Origin of the sequence: Methylophilus rhizosphaerae (assembly GCF_900100975.1) — a bacterium.
GTDB classification, from domain to species: domain Bacteria; phylum Pseudomonadota; class Gammaproteobacteria; order Burkholderiales; family Methylophilaceae; genus Methylophilus; species Methylophilus rhizosphaerae.
The window spans coordinates 1-16,726 of record NZ_FNFX01000004.1; the positions used below are offsets into that span (position 1 = coordinate 1).

The 16,726-nt window shown below is 50.4% G+C and carries 21 protein-coding genes and 4 tRNA genes; 1 reads left to right on the forward strand and 24 read right to left on the reverse strand.

All coding sequences use genetic code 11. The annotated features are described in order from the left end of the window. The 11 genes from tuf to BLP53_RS09535 all read right to left on the reverse strand — a co-directional run. The coding region (tuf, locus tag BLP53_RS09485) for an elongation factor Tu (RefSeq protein WP_091471946.1) at positions 1-1,115 on the reverse strand (1,115 nt) is incomplete at its 3' end. Positions 1,116-1,240: 125 nt separating this feature from the next. After that, positions 1,241-1,315 (reverse strand) — tRNA-Thr (locus BLP53_RS09490). A 21-nt stretch (positions 1,316-1,336) separates the two neighbouring features. Continuing rightward, positions 1,337-1,412 (reverse strand) — tRNA-Gly (locus BLP53_RS09495). A gap of 68 nt (positions 1,413-1,480) precedes the next feature. Continuing rightward, a tRNA-Tyr gene (locus tag BLP53_RS09500) sits at positions 1,481-1,565 on the reverse strand. Positions 1,566-1,637: 72 nt separating this feature from the next. After that, positions 1,638-1,713: transfer RNA gene (locus tag BLP53_RS09505), tRNA-Thr, on the reverse strand. Positions 1,714-1,851: 138 nt separating this feature from the next. Beyond that, the gene (locus BLP53_RS09510; protein WP_091471947.1) at positions 1,852-2,265 is read right to left on the reverse strand and encodes a ClpXP protease specificity-enhancing factor; all 414 of its coding nucleotides are present in this window, start codon (positions 2,263-2,265) and stop codon (positions 1,852-1,854) included. A 62-nt stretch (positions 2,266-2,327) separates the two neighbouring features. Next, positions 2,328-2,927 carry a glutathione S-transferase N-terminal domain-containing protein gene (locus BLP53_RS09515; RefSeq protein ID WP_091471948.1) on the reverse strand — a complete coding sequence of 200 codons (600 nt, stop codon included), beginning with the start codon at positions 2,925-2,927 and terminating at the stop codon, positions 2,328-2,330. A 65-nt stretch (positions 2,928-2,992) separates the two neighbouring features. After that, positions 2,993-3,703: a cytochrome c1 gene (locus tag BLP53_RS09520; protein ID WP_176755261.1), complete on the reverse strand. Its 711-nt coding sequence runs from the start codon at positions 3,701-3,703 to the stop codon at positions 2,993-2,995. Beyond that, on the reverse strand, positions 3,700-4,989 hold the full coding sequence (locus BLP53_RS09525) for a cytochrome b (protein WP_091471949.1): 1,290 nt from the start codon (positions 4,987-4,989) through the stop codon (positions 3,700-3,702). Before BLP53_RS09525 ends, BLP53_RS09520 begins: the two co-directional genes overlap by 4 nt. Positions 4,990-4,994: 5 nt before the next feature. Continuing rightward, the gene (gene petA / locus BLP53_RS09530; protein ID WP_091471950.1) at positions 4,995-5,615 is read right to left on the reverse strand and encodes a ubiquinol-cytochrome c reductase iron-sulfur subunit; all 621 of its coding nucleotides are present in this window, start codon (positions 5,613-5,615) and stop codon (positions 4,995-4,997) included. A gap of 116 nt (positions 5,616-5,731) precedes the next feature. Further along, positions 5,732-6,478 carry a Nif3-like dinuclear metal center hexameric protein gene (locus BLP53_RS09535; protein WP_091471951.1) on the reverse strand — a complete coding sequence of 249 codons (747 nt, stop codon included), beginning with the start codon at positions 6,476-6,478 and terminating at the stop codon, positions 5,732-5,734. A gap of 52 nt (positions 6,479-6,530) precedes the next feature. On the opposite strand from BLP53_RS09535, the gene BLP53_RS09540 reads away from it, so the two are divergent. Continuing rightward, entirely contained in the window at positions 6,531-7,700 is a 1,170-nt protein-coding gene (locus tag BLP53_RS09540; RefSeq protein WP_091471952.1) for a S1C family serine protease, read from the forward strand. 1 nt (position 7,701) lies between these two features. Here the strand turns inward: BLP53_RS09540 and tatC are convergent, their stop codons facing one another. The 13 genes from tatC to hisD all read right to left on the reverse strand — a co-directional run bounded on the left by tatC (position 7,702) and on the right by hisD (position 16,700). Continuing rightward, the gene (tatC, locus tag BLP53_RS09545; RefSeq protein WP_091471953.1) at positions 7,702-8,436 is read right to left on the reverse strand and encodes a twin-arginine translocase subunit TatC; all 735 of its coding nucleotides are present in this window, start codon (positions 8,434-8,436) and stop codon (positions 7,702-7,704) included. 20 nt (positions 8,437-8,456) lie between these two features. Continuing rightward, the gene (tatB, locus tag BLP53_RS09550; protein ID WP_091471954.1) at positions 8,457-9,014 is read right to left on the reverse strand and encodes a Sec-independent protein translocase protein TatB; all 558 of its coding nucleotides are present in this window, start codon (positions 9,012-9,014) and stop codon (positions 8,457-8,459) included. A gap of 14 nt (positions 9,015-9,028) precedes the next feature. Further along, positions 9,029-9,211: a Sec-independent protein translocase subunit TatA gene (gene tatA / locus BLP53_RS09555; protein WP_091471955.1), complete on the reverse strand. Its 183-nt coding sequence runs from the start codon at positions 9,209-9,211 to the stop codon at positions 9,029-9,031. 26 nt (positions 9,212-9,237) lie between these two features. Continuing rightward, positions 9,238-9,567, reverse strand: coding sequence for a histidine triad nucleotide-binding protein (locus BLP53_RS09560; protein WP_091471956.1), 330 nt, complete (start codon positions 9,565-9,567; stop codon positions 9,238-9,240). Further along, the gene (locus BLP53_RS09565) at positions 9,564-9,881 is read right to left on the reverse strand and encodes a phosphoribosyl-ATP diphosphatase (RefSeq protein WP_091471957.1); all 318 of its coding nucleotides are present in this window, start codon (positions 9,879-9,881) and stop codon (positions 9,564-9,566) included. Before BLP53_RS09565 ends, BLP53_RS09560 begins: the two co-directional genes overlap by 4 nt. Then, positions 9,874-10,257 (reverse strand): phosphoribosyl-AMP cyclohydrolase, encoded by a 384-nt coding sequence (gene hisI / locus BLP53_RS09570; RefSeq protein ID WP_091471958.1) that lies wholly within the window; start codon positions 10,255-10,257, stop codon positions 9,874-9,876. Before hisI ends, BLP53_RS09565 begins: the two co-directional genes overlap by 8 nt. Further along, the gene (gene hisF, locus BLP53_RS09575; protein ID WP_091471959.1) at positions 10,254-11,018 is read right to left on the reverse strand and encodes an imidazole glycerol phosphate synthase subunit HisF; all 765 of its coding nucleotides are present in this window, start codon (positions 11,016-11,018) and stop codon (positions 10,254-10,256) included. Before hisF ends, hisI begins: the two co-directional genes overlap by 4 nt. Next, a complete protein-coding gene (hisA, locus tag BLP53_RS09580; RefSeq protein WP_091471960.1) occupies positions 11,018-11,758 on the reverse strand; it encodes a 1-(5-phosphoribosyl)-5-[(5-phosphoribosylamino)methylideneamino]imidazole-4-carboxamide isomerase in 741 nt (246 codons plus the stop codon). Before hisA ends, hisF begins: the two co-directional genes overlap by 1 nt. A gap of 51 nt (positions 11,759-11,809) precedes the next feature. After that, positions 11,810-12,454, reverse strand: a complete 645-nt coding sequence (hisH, locus tag BLP53_RS09585; RefSeq protein WP_091471961.1) for an imidazole glycerol phosphate synthase subunit HisH — start codon at positions 12,452-12,454, stop codon at positions 11,810-11,812. Positions 12,455-12,473: 19 nt separating this feature from the next. Next, entirely contained in the window at positions 12,474-13,064 is a 591-nt protein-coding gene (hisB, locus tag BLP53_RS09590; protein ID WP_091472346.1) for an imidazoleglycerol-phosphate dehydratase HisB, read from the reverse strand. A gap of 160 nt (positions 13,065-13,224) precedes the next feature. Then, positions 13,225-14,112 carry a 3-hexulose-6-phosphate synthase gene (gene hxlA / locus BLP53_RS09595; RefSeq protein WP_091471962.1) on the reverse strand — a complete coding sequence of 296 codons (888 nt, stop codon included), beginning with the start codon at positions 14,110-14,112 and terminating at the stop codon, positions 13,225-13,227. Positions 14,113-14,328: 216 nt separating this feature from the next. Beyond that, positions 14,329-15,393, reverse strand: coding sequence for a histidinol-phosphate transaminase (hisC, locus tag BLP53_RS09600; RefSeq protein WP_091471963.1), 1,065 nt, complete (start codon positions 15,391-15,393; stop codon positions 14,329-14,331). A gap of 11 nt (positions 15,394-15,404) precedes the next feature. Then, positions 15,405-16,700, reverse strand: coding sequence for a histidinol dehydrogenase (hisD, locus tag BLP53_RS09605; RefSeq protein ID WP_091471964.1), 1,296 nt, complete (start codon positions 16,698-16,700; stop codon positions 15,405-15,407). Between the last annotated feature and the right edge of the window lie 26 nt (positions 16,701-16,726).

Genomic DNA, 16,726 nt, shown 5'->3' on the forward strand with positions numbered 1-16,726 from the left:
TCCATCGCAATCGGAGCAATCAATGTCACAGTGATAGATACGTTATCACCTGGCATCACCATTTCGGTACCTGCTGGCAATTCAACCGCACCAGTCACGTCAGTTGTACGGAAGTAGAACTGTGGACGGTAACCGTTGAAGAATGGTGTATGACGACCACCTTCATCTTTACCCAACACGTAGATCTCAGCTGTGAACTTGGTGTGTGGCTTGATGGAACCGGATTTAGCCAGAACCTGACCACGCTCAACTTCTTCACGCTTGGTACCGCGCAACAGAACGCCTACGTTGTCACCTGCCTGACCTTGGTCCAGCAGCTTACGGAACATCTCAACACCTGTACAGGTGGTTTTCAGGGTTGGCTTCAGACCAACGATTTCGATTTCGTCGCCGACTTTAACAATACCACGCTCAACACGGCCTGTTACTACAGTACCACGGCCAGAGATGGAGAATACGTCTTCTACCGGCATCAGGAATGTACCATCGATGGCACGCTCTGGGGTTGGGATGTAGCTGTCCAATGCATCAGCCAATGCGAAGATGGCTGGTTCACCGATTTCTGATTGGTCGCCTTCGAGGGCCAGTTTGGCAGAACCTTTGATGATTGGGGTGTCATCACCTGGGAAGTCATATTTGCTCAGCAAATCACGCACTTCCATTTCAACCAGTTCCAGCAATTCAGCATCGTCAACCATGTCAGCTTTGTTCAGGAACACAACGATGTATGGCACACCAACCTGGCGGGCCAGCAGGATGTGTTCACGTGTTTGTGGCATAGGGCCGTCAGCAGCGGAACATACCAAAATAGCACCGTCCATCTGGGCAGCACCGGTAATCATGTTTTTAACGTAGTCGGCGTGGCCTGGGCAGTCAACGTGGGCGTAGTGACGTGTTGCAGTCTCGTATTCAACGTGGGCTGTGTTGATGGTAATACCACGCGCTTTTTCTTCTGGTGCCGCGTCAATCTGGTCGTACGCTTTAGCCTCACCACCGAATTTCTTCGTCAATACTGTGGTGATCGCTGCTGTCAATGTGGTCTTACCGTGGTCAACGTGACCAATCGTACCAACGTTCACGTGTGGCTTGGTACGTTCAAATTTGCCTTTTGCCATGATTTTTTCCTTTATTGATACTAAATTATGCCAATAATTGTGTTATTCACAAATTTCTGCGACGCGGGCGACATCACCCTGAAACGCCACAACTTACCAAACCCCATGTTTCCACGGAGCAAAACTGGTGCCCATGGCGGGAATCGGACCCGCGACCTCTCCCTTACCAAGGGAGTGCTCTACCACTGAGCCACATGGGCGTCTCATGCCATATTTACTGTTGGAGCGGGCGACGAGGTTCGAACTCGCGACATCTTGCTTGGAAGGCAAGTGCTCTACCAACTGAGCTACACCCGCACTATGCAGAACACCCAAGGAAGGCTCTCACCATCCCGCTTTACACACCGCCCACAGGCAATAAATTTTGGTGGAGGGGGCTGGATTCGAACCAGCGTACTCAGAGAGAACGGATTTACAGTCCGTCGCCTTTAACCACTCGGCCACCCCTCCAAAATCGACCGCGATTATCGCGGCTAATTCAGCCAACGTCAACAATTCAATTGCTTCGCTGAGCTTAAATGATGGTGCCGGGTATCGGAATCGAACTGATGACCTTCGCATTACAAGTGCGCTGCTCTACCAACTGAGCTAACCCGGCATTTCAGGAAGGCGCAACTATAGCACTTTTTTAGGAAAGTTATCTAGTGCTTTTTGGATTTTTTTTAATTTCCAGCCAAAAACACCATACACAGCCAGCGCTTCCAATTGTATTGCAGCCAATCCCACCTGCATCCAATTACTTGACGACTTTCAGGTGGGATTTTCTTGCGCCACTGGCTTCGGCAACTGCCGGCTGCGGTGCGACTGCTTTCTTTTCAGGTTCCGGCGAAGATCCATCCGTCACCTCAAAAAACATGCCCTGGCTGTTTTCCCTGGCGAAAATACCGGCGACCCGGCCAATCGGCACATAAATATGCTGCGCCACACCATTAAACCTCGCAGAGAACACCACTGCTTCATTATCGATATGCAGGTCCTTGACGGCGGTGTAATTGATATTCAGTACAATTTCGCCATTTTTCACATAAGCCATGGGCACACGGGTTTGTGCATCTATCTTGACCAGCAAATGCGGTGTCAATGCATTATCGACACACCACTCATGGATGGCGCGAATTAAATAGGCAGTGGTGGGAATCAATGAGCTCATATCGGCTTTCCTTGAAAAAACAGCGCGAATATTCATCCGCGCTGCATCTTTACCAAATGACGTTATTTACGCATGGCCTTTTCAGAAGGCGTCATCGCTTCGGCATACATGGGGCGCGAGAACAGGCGCTCGGCATATTTGAGCAAGGGTGCCGCCTGGTTAGGTAATTCGATACCGTAGTGACCGAGGCGCCATAACAATGGTGTAATCGCCACATCCAGCATGGAATACTCGTCGCCCATCAGGTAATTCTGCTTGCTGAAAATCGGCACCAGTTGCGTCAGGTTATCACGGATAACTTTACGTGCGTGTTCCACTTTCTGCTCATCCCCAGATTCAACATCCTTGATATGGCTGAACAAATCCTTCTCAAAGTTGTAAAGAAACAGTCGTGCACGTGCACGCATGACCGGATCCGCAGGCATGAGTTGCGGATGCGGGAAACGCTCATCAATATATTCATTGATGATATTGGCTTCCGACAACACCAGGTCACGCTCAACCAGCACCGGCACTTCACCATATGGATTCAAAATGGCCAGGTCTTCGGTTTTATTGGTCAGATCGACATCAATCACTTCAAAGTCCATGCCTTTTTCGAATAATACGATACGGCAACGGTGACTGTAAGGATCGACAGTACCCGAATACAATCTCATCATAATTTATTTTCCCTATAAAAAAAGACACCAAGGCCTGACGCCTTGGTGTCGGGCTTGGTTTGCGCCTAGCGAATATCTTTCCAGTATTCGACTTTGATTTTCTTCACCAAGACATACAATACTGACAGGAACAGCAATACCACGACACCAATCCACAAACGGGACTGTTTGGCCGGTTCTGCCATAAATGCCAGATAGTTAGTTAAATCACCGACAAACTGGTCATACTCTTCAGGGTTCAATTTCCCTGCTTTCTCCAGCGTCAGCGTATGTGTTTCATGATCCAGCACCTGCACACCCTGCAACTCGTACAACACATGCGGCATGGCCACTTTATCGAACACCTGGTTATTCCAGCCAGTTGGACGAGTATCATCTTTATAGAAACTGCGCAGATAGGCATACACCCAGTCCGCACCACGTGCACGCACTTCCACGCTCAAGTCAGGCGGCGCAGCGCCAAACCATTTTTTGGCATCTTTGGGGTTCATGCTGACACGCATGGTCTCGCCGACTTTCTCGCCAGCAAACAGCAAGTTTTCCTTGATCTGTTTGTCAGTCAGGCCAATATCCTGCAAACGGTTATAACGCATATAGTTCGCGCTATGACAGTTGAGGCAGTAGTTCACAAAGTTTTTAGCGCCACGCTGCAAAGAAGCCTTGTCACTCATGCTAATTGGCGCTTTTACGTCAATACGCACTTCATTGGCCAAAGCCATGCCGGAAACCAGCAATGCCAGGCTGGCAAATGCCTGGATAAACCATTTCTTCATCATTTGTATGTCACCCTTTCTGGTACTGGCTTGGTTTGATCTTTTTTGGTGTACCAAGGCATTAAAGCGAAGAATGCGAAGTACACTACACTGCAAATACGCGCAAGCACTGTTGCACGGTCTGCGCGACCCAACCATGGCCCGAATTGACCCCAGATATCACCAGGCACGGTACCAAGATAGCCAAGGATAACAAAACTGATGACAAATGCAGTCAACCAACGTTTGTACAATTTACCGCGGTAGCGAATAGATTTCACAGGGCTTCTGTCCAGCCACGGCAGGAAAGCAAATGCCACCACTGACAACCCCATTGCTACCACACCGGGGAACTGCGAAATACCAATTGGCGGCACGGCACGCAAGATGGAGTAGTACGGCGTGAAATACCAGACTGGAGCAATGTGCGCAGGCGTTTTCAATGGATCAGCCGGCACAAAGTTGTTAGCTTCGAGAAAGTAACCACCCATTTCCGGCATAAAAAACACAATGGCAAAAAACACCATCAGAAACGCCACCACACCCACCATATCCTTGACGGAGTAGTAAGGGTGGAAAGGAATGCCATCAAGTGGAATACCGGTTTCCTTATCTTTATGTTTTTTGATTTCAACACCATCAGGGTTGTTGGAACCGACTTCATGCAAGGCCACAATGTGTACGGCGACCAAGCCCAATAGTACTAGCGGCAAAGCAATCACGTGGAAAGCAAAGAAGCGGTTCAATGTGGCATCAGACACCAGGTAGTCACCACGCAACCATTCAGATAGGTCAGGACCAATAAATGGTACGGTGGAGAACAGGTTCACAATCACCTGCGCACCCCAGTAGGACATTTGACCCCATGGCAACAGGTAACCAAAGAAAGCCTCACCCATCAACACCAGGAAAATCCCTACGCCGAACAACCAAATCAGTTCACGCGGTGTGCGGTAGGAGCCGTAAATCACGCCACGGAACATATGCAGATACACCACCACGAAGAACATGGAAGCACCGGTGGAGTGCATATAACGAATGATGTTACCGCCAAATACGTCCCGCATAATGTATTCGACCGAAGCAAATGCCAACTCAGCATCAGGCTTGTAGTTCATGGTCAGGAAGATACCGGTGACAATTTGCAGCACCAGTACCAGCAACGCCAATGAACCAAAGAAATACCAGAAATTGAAGTTTTTCGGTGCGTAATACTCGGTAAGATGTCCCTTGATGGTACTGGTCAGCGGAAAACGGGTATCAACCCAGTCCAGCACGCCAGCGGCAATTGTTTTTTTATTAGTTGCCATGATATTTACGCCTCCGCCTTTTTATCTTCACCAATCAGCAAAGTGGTGTCTGTCAGGTATTCGTGCGGTGGAATCAACAGGTTTTTAGGCGCTGGCGATCCCTTGAACACACGACCAGACAAGTCAAACTTGGAACCGTGGCATGGGCAGACAAAACCGCCATCCCAGTCAGCTGTTGCAACAAAATTGTCATTCGGTGAACAGCCCAGGTGTGTGCAGGTACCCAACATCACTGCAAATTCCGGCTTGATCGAACGTGATTTGTTCTTGCAATATTCAGGTTGTTGCGGCACTTCCAGGTTAGGATCAGACAACTGGTCATCATGCTTACCCAGCTTGGCCATCATTTCAGGCGTACGACGCACAATCCAGACCGGCTGGCCACGCCATTCGGCCGTCATTTTTTCACCAGGTTTCAACTTACTAATATCGATTTCTACCGGCGCACCGGCCGCTTTGGCACGCTCACTGGGCAACATACTGCCGACAAATGGCACGGCAACAGCAGCCACACCCACAGCACCGGTGGCAGCAGTCGCTTTCACCAGAAAATCGCGTTTTTCCAAATCCACCGCAGATGGCTGGCAAAACGACAAACAGTTGTTGTCAATTTTGTTTTCTGACATTGGCTTCCTTAATCTACCCTTTTGAGGTAACAGTGTGATCAAAACTTGAGTCGCGATTATACATTTTCCGTATACACAAGCCAAATTTAATTCAATAAGCCATTGATATTAATAGATTAAATTGGATTATCCACTTCAATATAAATATGTTCGAGCCCGTGATTTTCAGCCAGCCATTGCCCTAATGCCTGAATACCATAGCGTTCGGTCGCATGATGGCCGGCGGCAATATAAGCGGTGTTGGTTTCACATACGGTATGCCAGGTTTGCTCAGACACTTCGCCACTCAGGAACACATCGACATTCGCCGCTACTGCTTGCTGAATATAAGACTGCGCCGCCCCGGTACACCAGGCCACACTGCGTACCGGGCGATCCGGCTCACCCAGTAATTGCACCTGCCGATTCAACTTGCTGCTGACATGCTGCCCCAATTGCTGCAAAGTCACGGCATGGGACAACTCAGCCAACGGCAGCATATACTTGTCATCCAGGTAGCGCGTCAGCGGCCAGCCAAGCACTTTACCAAGTTGCACGTTATTCCCAACCTCAGGATGCGCATCCAGCGGCAAATGATAGGCCAGTAAACTGATGTCATGCGTCAGCAACTGTTTCAGGCGCTTGCGCTTCATACCAGTCACCTCCGCCGGCTCACCCCGCCAGAAATAGCCATGATGCACCATAATCGCATCCGCATCTGCGGCTATCGCAGCTTCGATCAATGCCTGGCTGGCGGTTACACCGGTGACAATGCGCCGGACTTCCGGCCGCCCTTCCACTTGCAATCCGTTGGGGCAATAATCCTGAAATCTGTTAACCTGCAAGAAATTGGCTAATTCATTCACAAGACGATTCAATTCCATCTCTGAGTCCCATATACTAATCAAATATTTAAGTCATTCATTTTCTGCAAATATGCGACAACTCTGGTCTATATTCACTCAAGCAGTCACTATCTGTTTAGGCATGCTGTTTGTCTTGAAATTATTTTATCCCAACCTGCTGCTACAACCCAACGGTCACCCTGCGGTAACCGGAGAATCTGCGTCTGCCCGCGATGAAGCGGCAGTTGCAAACAGTGGTTACCGCATGGCAGCCAGCAAGGCCATGCCATCGGTGGTGAATATTTTCACCACCGCCCATATCAGCCAGGATCCGCATCATGCATTGAAGAATGATCCTCTGTTCCGCCACTTCTTCGGCGAAGAGATGGATGAGGATAATGATGAAGATGAGCAGCCGGAAAACAGCTTGGGCAGCGGCGTCATTGTCAGCGCCGACGGCCTGATTCTGACTAACAATCATGTCATCAGCTCAGCTGACCAGATTGAAGTGGCCCTCAGCGATGGCAGTAAATCTTCAGCTACCATCGTCGGCACTGATCCGGAAACCGATGTTGCGGTCCTGAAAATCAATCGCAAGCAGTTGCCTGCCATCACTTTCAGTAACAGCGAGCAAATGAAAGTGGGCGATGTGGTACTCGCCATTGGCAACCCGTTTGGTGTGGGCCAAACCGTAACCCAAGGCATCATTAGTGCGCTTGGCCGCAATCATCTTGGCATCAATACCTTTGAAAACTTTATCCAGACCGATGCGTCGATCAATCCGGGTAACTCGGGCGGTGCCCTGATTGATGCCAATGGCAACCTAATCGGCATCAATAGCGCCATCTATTCGCGTAATGGCGGCAGCATGGGCATAGGCTTTGCCATCCCGGTCAGCATTGCCAAGCAGGTAATGGAGCAAATCTCCTCCAATGGTTCGGTGACACGTGGCTGGATAGGTATTGAAGCACAGGATATTACGCCAGAACTGGCGGAGTCATTCAATCTGAAAAATATCAACGGTTCACTGATTGCAGGCGTATTGCTTGACAGTCCGGCAGATCGCGCAGGCATGCGCCCCGGTGATATTCTGGTAGCAATCAACAAGAAACCGGTAACAGACAGTCAGTCCATGCTGAATATCATTGCCATGCTCAAACCAAAGGAAAAGGCAACGCTTACCATCCTGCGTGCCAGCAAGAAAATGGATATTGATCTTGTCGTAGGTAAGCGCCCACTACCAAGTAAAACACCAGATTAATTTATATAGCTGCGCTGGTAGCAGTTTTCTTGGGCAGCCAGCGCACCACCAGCAAGCCGGATTCATATAGCACCCATAACGGGATAGCCAGCATAAACTGCGACACGATATCTGGCGGGGTAAAGATTGCTCCCACCACAAACGCACCGACAATCACGTACGCACGCGCTTCCTTGAGCTGGGCCAGCGTGACCCAGCCCATCAATGCCATCAATACCACCGCCACAGGCACCTCAAACGCGAAACCGAATGCCAGGAACATGCCAATCACAAAATCCAGATACTCCGCGATATCAGTCATCACGGCGACACCTTGCGGGGCGCTACCGACAATGAATCCAAACACCACCGGGAACACCGCAAAATAGGCGAATGCCATGCCAATAAAAAATAGGATGAGCGAGGCAACCATCAATGGCAATAGCAGCTTCTTTTCATGCGCATAGAGACCAGGTGCCACAAATGCCCAGCACTGATACAAAATCCAGGGTAACGCCAGCAAGAATGCCGCCAGCATAGTCACCTTCATGGGCACAAAGAAAGGTGTAGTCACCGCTGTCGCAATCATTTGCGCCCCTTGCGGCAACTTGCTTAATAAAGGCGCAGCGAGCAAGTGATAGAGCTTGTCTGCGAATGGAAATAACGCAACAAAGACGATTAACAAGCCCACAACCGCACGCAGCAAGCGACCACGCAATTCAATCAGGTGAGAAATAAAATTTTCAGTCGGCGTCATAAGCAGGCCTTACCCTATTGCTAAGAACGAGGTTCATTGACAGGCTCGTCGACAGCAAACAGATCTGTATTGGGCTGTGATTTAACTGTACGAGGTTTTCTCGCACGACGTTCCGGCGCGGTGCTGGCAATTAAATCCCCAGGCGCAGCCTGTTGTTGCCCGGGCATTAATGCTGTTGTAGATTCAGTGGCAGTACGCCTGCGGCGGGGACTATCCGCAGCTTGGTCGACCACATCTCCCTTTGCTTTGGGCTGGCGTGGTTTACGTGTCTTTTTAACAGCCCCAGATACAGGTGCAACTTCCACTTCCGGCGTAACAACAGGTGCCTCCGGCAGCATGCTGTGCGCGATATCGTCGTAGCCTTGCTGCAAACTGGATTGCACTTCATCCTGCAACTTTTGCAATTCGGCAAACCGTGCTTCACGGTTGACTTCTTCTTTGACTTGCGCGACAAACCGCTGCAGGCGGCCCAAAAAAGCGCCCGCAGTGCGGGCGACTTTTGGTAGCTTTTCGGGCCCGATCACGACTAATGCCACAATCGCAATAACCAGTAATTCAGAAAAGGAAATATCAAACACAATAAAGTAAGTAACTACTTGCTTTTATCAGAAAGCTCTTCAGGTTTGGATGCATCCTTACCCTCCTGCATGGCTTTCTTGAACTCATTGACCGCACCACCCAAGTCGCCACCGATATTGCGTAGCTTCTTGGTACCAAATACCAGCACCACAATCAGCAGCACAATCAACCAATGCCATAAACTGAAAGATCCCATTACGCTCTCCTAAAATTTGATAGCGACTAAGCCGCTGCACCGCCACCAAACACATGCAAATGAATATGGAAGACTTCCTGCCCACCCTCACGGCCCACATTCATCAATGTTTTGTAACCTGCCAACCCTTGCTCAGCTGCTAGCCTTGGGGCCAGTAACATCATGTTACCCAGCAACGCCTGATTCGCCTCTGTGCAATCTTTAAGGGTTTCGATATGCGCCTTGGGCACGATCAGGAAATGTACTTTCGCCATCGGGCGGATATCATGAAAAACGATCACCTCATCGTTCTCAAAAATGGTTTTTGCCGGGATATTGCCAGCGGCAATTTTGCAAAAGATACAATCCGCACTCATTCTGCCCTGCTCGCTTTCTCCACAATACCGGACAAGCCCTCGCGGCGCGCCAGCTCATTCAATACGTCCTGTGCACTTAAGCCGGCATGACTTAGCATCACCAAAGTATGGAACCATAAATCTGCGGTTTCATAGATAATCTCTTCCGCGTTACCCCCTTTGGCCGCAATCACGGTTTCAGTGGCTTCTTCGCCGATTTTTTTCAGGATACTGTCCAATCCTTTGGCATACAGCTTGGCCACGTAGGAAGAAGCTGGGTCAGCAGATTTGCGCTGTTCCAGTAATTCAGACAACCGGGTCAGGACATCATTCATGATATATCGCTTTCGGATCCTTGATAACGGGTTCTACAGTGATCCAGTTATCACCCTGCAATTGCTGGAAGAAACAATTATGGCGTCCTGTGTGGCAGGCAATGCCACCGAGTTGCTCTACGGTGATTAATACCACGTCATTGTCACAATCCAGGCGGATATCGTGCACAATCTGCGTATGGCCTGACTCTTCACCTTTATGCCAGAGTTTTTTGCGGGAGCGGGAATAGTAGACGGCATGTCCGGTGTCATGGGTCAGTTGCAATGCTTCCCGGTTCATCCAGGCAAACATCAGGATTTTGCCGGTGCCTTGCTCCTGTGCGATCACCGGCACTAGTCCATCTTCGGTCCAGGCTACCTGATCCAACCAGCTCATCGCACTTCCAACCCATGCTGGCGCATATAGTCTTTGGCTTGCTGCACGGTAAACTCTCCATAGTGGAAAATACTGGCAGCGAGTACTGCGTCCGCGCCGCCCAGGGTAACGCCATCAACCAGATGCTGCAAATTACCTACGCCACCTGACGCAATCAATGGCACGTCTACCGCGTCACTGATCGCCTTGTTGAGCGGATTATTAAAGCCTATTTTTGTGCCATCTCGGTCCATGCTGGTCACCAGTAATTCACCAGCCCCCAGGCTGACCATTTTGCGCGCCCACTCCACCGCATCCAGGCCAGTCGCGTGACGTCCGCCATGGGTAAACACTTCCCACTCAAAGGGCTGGTTATCGACTTTCTTGGCATCAATCGCGACCACAATACATTGTGAACCAAAGCGGCTCGCTGCATCTTCCACCACTTGTGGATTCAGTACTGCGGTCGTATTAATACTTACTTTATCAGCACCGGCATTCAGCAATCGGCGCACATCTTCAACTTTACGCACGCCTCCGCCGACTGTGAGTGGAATAAATACTTGCTCAGCGACGCGCTCGATAATGTGCAGAATCAAATCACGGTTATCAGAGCTGGCCGTAATATCGAGGAAAGTCAGCTCATCGGCGCCCTGCTCGTTATAGCGCTGGGCAATTTCCACCGGATCACCGGCATCACGCAACTCAAGGAAATTGACCCCCTTGACCACGCGACCATCCGTCACATCCAGACACGGGATTATGCGTTTAGCGCATCCCATTATGCACTGAGCTCGTCAGCCAGTTGCTGTGCTGCCGAAAAATCCAGCGTGCCCTCATAAATAGCGCGACCGGTAATCGTCCCCATCACGCCCTCTGCCTGTACTGCACACAACCGGCGCACATCATCCAGGTTGGTGACACCACCACTGGCAATCACCGGAATAGTCAACGCTCGCGCCAATGCCACGGTGGCTTCAATATTGACGCCGGTCAGCATGCCGTCACGGCCGATATCGGTATAGACAATGCTTTCCACGCCATAGTCTTCGAACTTCCTGGCCAGGTCAATCACATCGTGACCAGTCAATTTTGACCAGCCATCCACAGCCACCTTGCCATCTTTGGCATCAAGGCCCACCATAATCTGGCCCGGGAATGCATAACAAGCCTCATGCAGGAAGCCAGGGTTTTTCACAGCAGCTGTGCCGATGATGACATAACCGATGCCATCATCCAGGTAACGCTCAATGGTATCCAGATCGCGGATACCCCCGCCCAGCTGGATAGGAATATCGCCACCCACGGCAGCCACAATCGATTTGATCGCGCCTTCATTGACCGGTTTACCGGCAAAGGCACCATTCAAATCCACCAGGTGCAAACGCTTGCCACCCTGGTCGACCCAATGCCTGGCCATGGCGGCCGGATCTTCAGAAAACACGGTGGACTCTTCCATCAGCCCCTGCTTCAAACGTACGCAGTGACCATCTTTTAAATCAATTGCCGGAATAATTAACATGCTGTTGTATATGAAATATAACAAGTATTGATAAAGTGACCGAAAACCTTATCAGGGTTTCCAGTTTACAAAGTTTCGCAAAAGTTGCAAGCCAGCGGCTGCGCTCTTTTCCGGGTGGAATTGCACGGCAAACACATTGTCGCGCGCAATGGCACAAGTATAGTCAAACGGGTAAGCTGTGGTGGCGGCAGTCAATGCCGCGTCATCCGGCTCCACATAGTAACTGTGCACATAGTAGAAACGTTCCTGGTCAGGGATATCGTGCCACAGGGCGTGTGGGGCCGCCTGCTGCACCTGGCTCCACCCCATATGTGGCACTTTCAGCTTGGCGCCATGCTCATCGAACATTTTTTCGGCAGGAAAACGTTTCACCTCGCCCGGGTAAATGCCTAGGCCAGGCGTATCGCCCTCTTCCGAATGCTCGAACAGCATCTGCAAACCAATGCAAATACCAAGAAAAGGTTTTTCACGAGTGGCGTCAGTCACTGCCTGGCGCAAGCCACGCGCATCCAGTTCGCGGATACAATCAGGCATGGCACCTTGCCCCGGGAATACCACGCGTTCAGCGGCGGCAATGTGCGCGGGGTCGCTGGTGACCTCAATCCGGACATCGGGTGCCACTGCCCTGAAAGCATTGGCGACCGATCTTAAATTACCCATGCCGTAATCAATGATGGCGACTTGCAAAGAATTCATGTAAGTGAATATCAAGGGATTATAACGAACCTTTGGTGGACGGCATCATGCCGGCCATACGTGGGTCAGGCGTAATAGCCATGCGCAACGCACGGCCAAAGGCCTTGAAAATGGTTTCAGCCTGGTGATGCGCATTGTGTCCCTTAAGGTTATCAATATGCAAAGTAATCAGTGAATGATTGACGAATCCCTGGAAAAACTCATAAAACAAATCCGCATCGAACTCACCAATCATGGCACGCACGAATTTGCAATCGAACGCCAGACCTGGGCGGCCAGACAAATCAAGCACGACACGGCTCAAGGCTTCATCCAATGGCACATAGCTATGACCATATCTTGTAATTCCCTTCTTATCACCCAGCGCCTTGAAAAAAGCCTGCCCAAGCGTAATACCAATATCTTCCACTGTGTGGTGACCATCAATGTGTAAATCCCCTTTGGCATGCACTTTCAAATCAATCATGCCGTGCCTGGCAATCTGGTCCAGCATATGATCAAGAAAGCCCAAGCCGCTTTTCAGGTCTGACTGACCGGTACCGTCCAGGTTGATGGCGACTGTAATTTGGGTTTCAAGTGTATTGCGCGTGACTTCAGCTTGGCGTGACATAAGAGGAAAGGGGTAATCACAGAGATTGGCAAATAATACCGGCATTTTACCGCAAGTCTTGGCAGACTGGCAAAACCTGCAATGAAAAACAAAAAAGCAGCCCGTCAGGACTGCTTTTTAGACTAATGATTCCAGCCAAAGCCGGAAACTTAGGGTTGTATTACTTGGCTTCTTCAGCTGGTGCGGCTTCAGCGGCAGGTGCAGCCTCTTCAGCAGCTGGAGCAGCTTCTTCAGTTGCAGCAGGTGCTTCGGCAGCCGGGGCAGCATCAGCAGGTGCAGCTTCTTCAGCAGCAGGGGCTTCAGTAGCAGGCGCAGCTTCTTCAGATTTTTTGCCCAGCAGGGAGAATACCAGTACTGCAGCAACCGCAGCGATGATCCATGGCAGCAACTTGTTACCACCTTTAGCAGAAGCACCAGCACCATGTGCAATCTTGGTGATTTCTGAAGCAGCCGCCGCTGGATCAGCAGCACCGTAGATAGCAGCACCAGCTACAACGATATCAGCACCGGCATCCACTACTTGTTTGGTTGTAGCCGCTTTAACACCACCGGCAACAGACACTTTAGCACCTGTTTTCAAGCCAGATACCAGGCCCAGATCAGCGAATGGTGTCTGGCCAGCCGCTTGCTGATCCAAACCTGTATGCACACCAATAATGTGTGCGCCCAGTTTTACCACTTCCAGTGTGCGGGCTTTTTTGTCTTTAACATTGATCAGGTCAATTTGAGCTTCTTTGCCATATTTGTTGGCAGCATCAATCACACCTTTGATCGTACCGACATCTGCAGTACCCAGAACGGTACAAATATCTGCACCTGCTTTGTAGAATGGCTCAGCTTCGTAGAAACCGGCATCCATGGTTTTCAGGTCAACCAAAATCTTGTTGTTAGGGAATTTTGCACGCAGTGCCTTCAACAGTTCGATACCGTTATGCTTGATACAAGGTGTACCAATTTCCAGGATATCAACGTGTGGCGCCACTTTGGCTGCCAAAGCGATCGTTGCGTCAAAATCCAATGAGTCCAATGCCATCTGGGTTTGTGCCATTTTTCTTCCTCCGAGTTTGCTCTATATTTTCAATCCAATGAACTTTTGCGCAGCAGTTATGCAAACGCAACCCTCACTGCACATTATGTACAATAGCGTGCATCATAACCGCATTTCAAACAAAATGACAAGATTGCGTTATATTTTTTTGCGTAATGACATCTCAATTGCCATCAGTTAGCCATTAAAGGGCGGCAACCGCCTTATTTGACGCCGTTAAACGCCTAAAACCGACCTGATTGCCTGCATAAAGAGCTGGTTTTGCCCCTCATTGCCTATGGTAATCCTTAAAAAGTCGGCAATCCGGGCAGGTTTCCTGAAGTGCCGCACAATCACTGCCTGCTCGCGTAAACCGGCTGCCAATTGCTCGCCGGCATAACTGGGGTGGCGGGCAAAGATAAAGTTGGCGCCCGAAGGCAATACTTCAAATCTCAGCGCCTGCAGATCATTCACCAACTGCTCGCGGGAAGCAATGACCTGCCGCCGCGTTTGCTGGAAATAGGCCTCATCCTGTATCGCCGCAATGGCACCTGCCTCTGCAAAGCGGTCTATGGGATAAGAGTTGAAACTGTCTTTCACCCGGATAAGCGCTTCGATCAGTGTACGGTTGCCAACAGCATAGCCTACGCGCAACCCGGCCAGGGAACGGGATTTGGAATAGGTATGCGTAACCAGCAAATTAGGGTATTGATTCACCAGTGCCACGGCAGACGCAGCGCCAAAATCTACATAGGCTTCATCAATCACCACTACTGAATCAGCATTTGCCCTGAGTAACCGCTCAATGTCAGCCAAAGGTAATGGAATACCGGTGGGCGCATTGGGATTGGGGAAAATAATGCCGCCATTGGGCCGCAGGTAATCATCAATCGCGATTTCAAACTGCGCATTCAATGGCACAGTTTCATACTGTATGCCATACAGTCCGCAATAGACCGGATAGAAACTATAGGTAATATCCGGGAACAGCAGCGGCTTATCATGTTTGAGTAATGCCTGGAATACGTGCGCCAAGACTTCGTCGGAACCATTGCCAACAAATACCTGATCGACTTGCAAGCCATGATAGCCCGCAATGGCTGCTTTCAAACGACTGGAATCCGGATCAGGATACAAGCGTAAACTATCGGCAGCTTCAGCTTGCAATGCCGCAATCACTTTGGGGCTTGGCCCATAAGGATTCTCATTGGTATTCAGCTTGATCAGGTTTTGAATCTTGGGCTGTTCTCCTGGCACATAGGGTGTCAGGGTGTGCACAATCGGGCTCCAGAACTTACTCATGGCGACTGACCTTACTTCAAGCGGTATTCGGCACTGCGGGCATGCGCCTGCAAGCCTTCGCCGTAAGCCAGCGTTGCTGCAATTTTTCCCAGCTTCTGCGCGCCTTCGGAAGACACCATAATCAGGCTGGAACGCTTCTGGAAATCATAGACACCCAATGGCGAACTGAAACGCGCAGTACGGGAAGTTGGCAGCACATGGTTAGGGCCGGCACAGTAATCACCGAGCGCCTCACAGGTATCACGCCCCATAAAGATGGCGCCAGCGTGTTTTACTTTTTTGCTGAACGCCAGCGCATCATCCATGGACAATTCCAGATGCTCAGGTGCGATGTAATTACAAATCTCGGCGGCCTCATCCAGATCCTTGACTTGAATGAGTGCGCCCCGATTCTGCAGGGAAGTACGGATGATTTCCTGGCGCGGCATGTCGGTGACCTGGCGTGCAATACTGGCTTGCACCTGGTCCAGGAATTCAGCGCTGGGTGACAGCAAAATAGCCTGTGCCAGTTCATCGTGTTCTGCCTGGCTGAACAGGTCCATCGCCGTCCAGTCAGGGTTACTTTGTCCATCGCTGATGACCAGAATCTCGGAAGGACCCGCCACCATATCAATCCCAACCACGCCGAATACACGGCGCTTGGCGGCGGCGACATAAGCGTTACCTGGGCCTACAATTTTATCCACTTGTGGCACAGTTTCCGTGCCATAAGCCAGCGCTCCGACAGCTTGCGCGCCACCGATACAGAATACGCGGGTCACACCGCATACGGCAGCAGCAGCCAGTACCAGCGGATTCTTTTCTCCATTGGGCGTAGGCACGACCATAATCAATTCCTGTACGCCAGCCACTTTGGCTGGAATCGCATTCATCAGGACAGAAGACGGATAAGCGGCTTTCCCGCCTGGCACGTACAAGCCTACACGATCCAGCGCCGTTACCTGTTGTCCAAGCAATGTGCCATCCGCCTCAGTGTATTGCCAGGATTGCATGACCTGTTTTTCGTGGTAACTGCGCACGCGATCAGCCGCCGCCTGCAATGCTTCGCGCTGTGCAGCAGGCAGGCTTGCCAAGGCAGCTTGCAATTCTGCTTGCGGGATTTCCAGTTCAGCCAGGCTGGTAGCACCGGTTTTATCAAAGCGGTTGGTGTATTCCAGCACTGCTGCATCGCCACGCGCCTTGATATCTTTCAGGATATTGGCGACCACCTGGTCTATGCTGTCGTCCTGTGCCGTTTCAAAAGCAAGCAGTGCTTTAAGCTCGGCATCAAATCCAGCCTTTTGGGTATTTAAACGTTTGATATTCATGTTCAATCTATCGAAAAATTAATTTC